At 69.0% G+C, this 3,415-nt stretch carries 5 protein-coding genes; 4 read left to right on the forward strand and 1 reads right to left on the reverse strand.

Annotation, left to right across the window (positions count from 1 at the left end; all coding sequences use genetic code 11):
• The first annotated feature begins 314 nt into the window (after positions 1 to 314).
• Genes DDE13_RS23315 through DDE13_RS22070 form a run of 4 tightly spaced genes read left to right on the forward strand, consistent with a single transcriptional unit; the run spans position 315 to position 2,654 of the window.
• On the forward strand, positions 315 to 665 hold the full coding sequence (locus DDE13_RS23315) for a CidA/LrgA family protein (RefSeq protein ID WP_111406348.1): 351 nt from the start codon (positions 315 to 317) through the stop codon (positions 663 to 665).
• Positions 662 to 1,378: an LrgB family protein gene (locus DDE13_RS22060; protein ID WP_111406349.1), complete on the forward strand. Its 717-nt coding sequence runs from the start codon at positions 662 to 664 to the stop codon at positions 1,376 to 1,378. Before DDE13_RS23315 ends, DDE13_RS22060 begins: the two co-directional genes overlap by 4 nt.
• A 51-nt stretch (positions 1,379 to 1,429) precedes the next feature.
• Positions 1,430 to 2,047, forward strand: coding sequence for a cob(I)yrinic acid a,c-diamide adenosyltransferase (gene cobO, locus DDE13_RS22065; RefSeq protein WP_111406350.1), 618 nt, complete (start codon positions 1,430 to 1,432; stop codon positions 2,045 to 2,047).
• Positions 2,048 to 2,093: 46 nt separating this feature from the next.
• Positions 2,094 to 2,654, forward strand: coding sequence for an NADPH-dependent FMN reductase (locus DDE13_RS22070; RefSeq protein ID WP_111406351.1), 561 nt, complete (start codon positions 2,094 to 2,096; stop codon positions 2,652 to 2,654).
• 52 nt (positions 2,655 to 2,706) lie between these two features.
• Here the strand turns inward: DDE13_RS22070 and DDE13_RS22075 are convergent.
• The coding region (locus DDE13_RS22075; RefSeq protein ID WP_111406352.1) for an NAD(P)/FAD-dependent oxidoreductase at positions 2,707 to 3,415 on the reverse strand (709 nt) is incomplete at its 5' end.

A 3,415-nucleotide genomic window follows, 5' to 3' on the forward strand; every position in this document is an offset into this window, starting at 1 on the left:
GCTGAAAACTGTCGCGGCAATCGTCAGAGCGGCCAGCCAGAAGTTTGTTCAGCCTGAACTACTTAGACCGGCCTAAGCCGACTTAGCTCAGACGACCCTATCAGCCGATGCAACTATATCTCGTGCTCGGATTGCCAACCACACAATCTCGGGTTGACCCTGTCTGGGCTCGGAGCGGACATCTGCAGTGTTTCTAGCCGCGCCTGCGTCGCGTTGAGAAGCTCAGCACATTAGGCAAGCGACGCGCCGATGCAGGCCGTCGCATTCCTTTGCGGACATGTTAAAAGACGATATTGCCGCAACGGAGCAACCTCATGCTGCACGCCATCGCCATCCTGTTCACCTGCCAGCTTGCCGGGCAGGTCGTCGTGACCGGCCTCGGCCTCGCGCTGCCCGGGCCGGTGCTGGGCATGGCGCTGCTGGCGGGGCTGATGCTCGCATTTCCGGCGCTCTACGGCGTGGTGCGGGGGCTGGCGGAGGGGTTGCTGGCGCATCTGTCGCTGCTGTTCGTGCCCGCGGGCGTGGGCGTCGTGGCGCATCTGCACCTGCTGGGGGAGCATGGGGTCGCCCTCCTGCTCGCGCTGGTGGCGAGCACGCTGGCGGGGCTGATCACGAGCGTGCTGACCTTTGCCGCCGTGCTGCGGCTGGTGGAGGGGCGGCTGTGACCCCGGTGGGCGAGATCTGGGTCTACCTGACCGACAGCCCGTTGTGGTGGCTGACGGCCACGGTGCTCGCCTATGCCATCGGTGACTGGGCGTTCCGGGCGAGCGGGCGGCGGCCCTTCGTCAACCCGGTGCTGATCGCCATGGTGCTGCTGGGTTCGGTGCTGCTGGCGACGGGGACGACCTATGACGTGTATTTCGACGGGGCGCAGTTCGTGCATTTCCTGCTGGGGCCCGCGACCGTGGCGCTGTCCGTGCCGCTTTATGCCAACCGCCGCGTGATCCTGCGCACGGTGCTGCCGATGCTTGCGGCGCTGGTGGCGGGCGGTCTGGCGGCGATGCTGACGGGGCTGGGGATCGGCTGGGCGCTGGGGCTGCGGGGCGAGGTGCTGCTGTCGCTGGCGCCGAAATCCGCGACCTCCCCCATCGCCATTGGCGTGGCGGAGGCGATCGGGGCGATCCCGTCGCTGACCGCGGCGCTGGTGATCCTGACGGGGATCACGGGGGCGGTGGTGGTGACGCCCTTGTTCGACGCGCTGGGGGTGACGGATTACCGCGCGCGGGGCTTCGCGGCGGGCAATTCGGCCAGCGGGATCGGGACGGCGCGGGCGTTCCAGGTGGACCCGACGGCGGGGGCCTTTGCCGGGATCGCCATGGGGCTGAACGCGCTGTTTACCGCGCTGGCGGTGCCGGTGGTGGTGGGCTGGCTGTTCTGAGGCTGGACGGTCGCGGCGCGATGGGCGAGGGTGCGGCCAAAAGGGGATGACATGACCGACGAGAGCGACGACCTGGCCCGGCACGCGGCGAAGATGGCCAAGAAGAAGGCCGCGCGCGACAAGATCATGGCGACGAAGGAAGGCGAGAAGGGGCTGGTGATCGTCCATACGGGGAAGGGGAAGGGGAAATCCTCGGCCGCGTTCGGGATGATCTTTCGCTGCATCGCGCACGGGTTTCCCTGTGCGGTGGTGCAGTTCATCAAAGGGGGCATGGAGACGGGTGAGCGCGACCTGATCGGGCGGCATTTCAGCGAGCTGTGCGCGTTCCACACGATGGGCGAGGGCTTCACCTGGGAAACGCAGGACCGCGCGCGGGACGTGGCGGCGGCGCAGGCGGCGTGGGGCAAGGCGCAGGAGCTGATCCGGGACCCGGCCAACCGGATGGTGCTGCTGGACGAGATCAACATCGCGCTGCGCTACGATTACCTCGACGTGGCGGAGGTGGTGGCGTTTCTGGAGGCCGAGAAGCCGGCGATGACCCATGTGGTGCTGACGGGGCGCAACGCGAAGGACGAGCTGATCGCGGCGGCGGACCTTGTGACGGAGATGGAGCTTGTGAAGCACCCGTTCCGCGCGGGCATCAAGGCGCAGCCGGGGGTGGAGTTCTGAGCGCGGGGGCTTAGGTGTTTTCCCGGTCAGGACAGGAGAGTTGACGATGACAAGGCTGAAACTGGTGGGGCTGTGCGGATCGCTGCGCGCGGGGTCATGGAACCTCAGGCTGCTGAACGAGGCGGTGCGCCGTGCCGGGGAGTGCGACTTCACGCAGGCCGATATCCGGTTTCCGCTCTACGATGGTGACCTGGAACAGGCGGAGGGCGTGCCGGGTGCGGTGCAGCGAGCCGCCGACCTGATCGCCGAAGCGGATGCGGTGGTGATCGCGTCGCCGGAATACAACCAGTCAGTATCGGGTGTGCTGAAGAACGCGCTCGACTGGATCAGCCGGACCGAGGGCAACCCGTGGCAGGGCAAGCCGGTGGCGATCATGTCGGCCAATGCGGGCCGGGCGGGTGGCGCGCGCGGGCAGTATGCGCTGCGTCTTTGCCTTGCGCCGTTCCGTCCGCTGCTTGTGCCGGGGCCGGAAGTGCTGGTGGCCGGACCGTCCAAGGAGTTCGACGCGGAGGGCCGGTTGCAAAACGAGCTGTACGAAAAGGCCCTGGTCGAGCTGATGGACGAGCTGCGCACCGCCGCAGACCTGCGGACCGCGCGCATGTCCTGACCGGGACCGCGGGCGCAGATTCTCAATTGAAAATCTGTCTTCCCCGGCGCGGTCAGCGCAGGTTGTCGGTCACGCGGAAGCCGTCGGGGATCGTGTCCCGCCCGTCGAGCACGAGATCGGCCATGGTCTCGGCCACTTTCGGGGCCATGCCGAAGCCGATCTTGAAGCCGCCATTGGCGATGAAGACGCGGGGGCGGGACGGGTGCGGCCCCAGCATGGGCGCACGGCTGCGCGCACGGGGGCGCAGACCCGCCCAGCGCAGGACGACCGGCGCGTCCGCGAGGACCGGGCATTGGGCGCGGGCGCGGGCGATCACGTCTTCGAGCAGGGCATCATGGCCGGCCGGATCGGCGAAGTCGGTTTCCGAGGTGGAGCCGATGGCCACCGTGCCGTCGTCATGGGGCACGATGTGCAGCCCGTCGGCATATAGCTGCGGCGCCCCCGCGCGGTCGCAGCGCAGCAGCGCCGCCTGCCCCTTCACCGCGCGCCCGACGTTCCGGCCAAGCTCTGCGGACAGCGACAGAAGGCCCGCGGCGCCGGTCGCGTGGATCTCGGGTGCGCCGCCGGTCCGCGCGGGCAAATCGGGGCCGATGGTTCCGCCCCACGCGCGAATGGCCGCGGCGAGCGCGGCGCAGGCGCGGGCGGGATGCAGCCGGGCGCTGAGCGTGTCGTGGATCAGCCAGCCGGTGGGGGAGGCCGGGGCCCAGTCGCCCGCGGTATCCGCCGGGACGAGCCGCCAGTCCGCCGCATCGCCCCACAGC

The sequence above is a fragment of the Meridianimarinicoccus zhengii genome (assembly GCF_003254465.1).
In the GTDB taxonomy this organism is placed as follows: Bacteria; Pseudomonadota; Alphaproteobacteria; order Rhodobacterales; family Rhodobacteraceae; genus Meridianimarinicoccus; species Meridianimarinicoccus zhengii.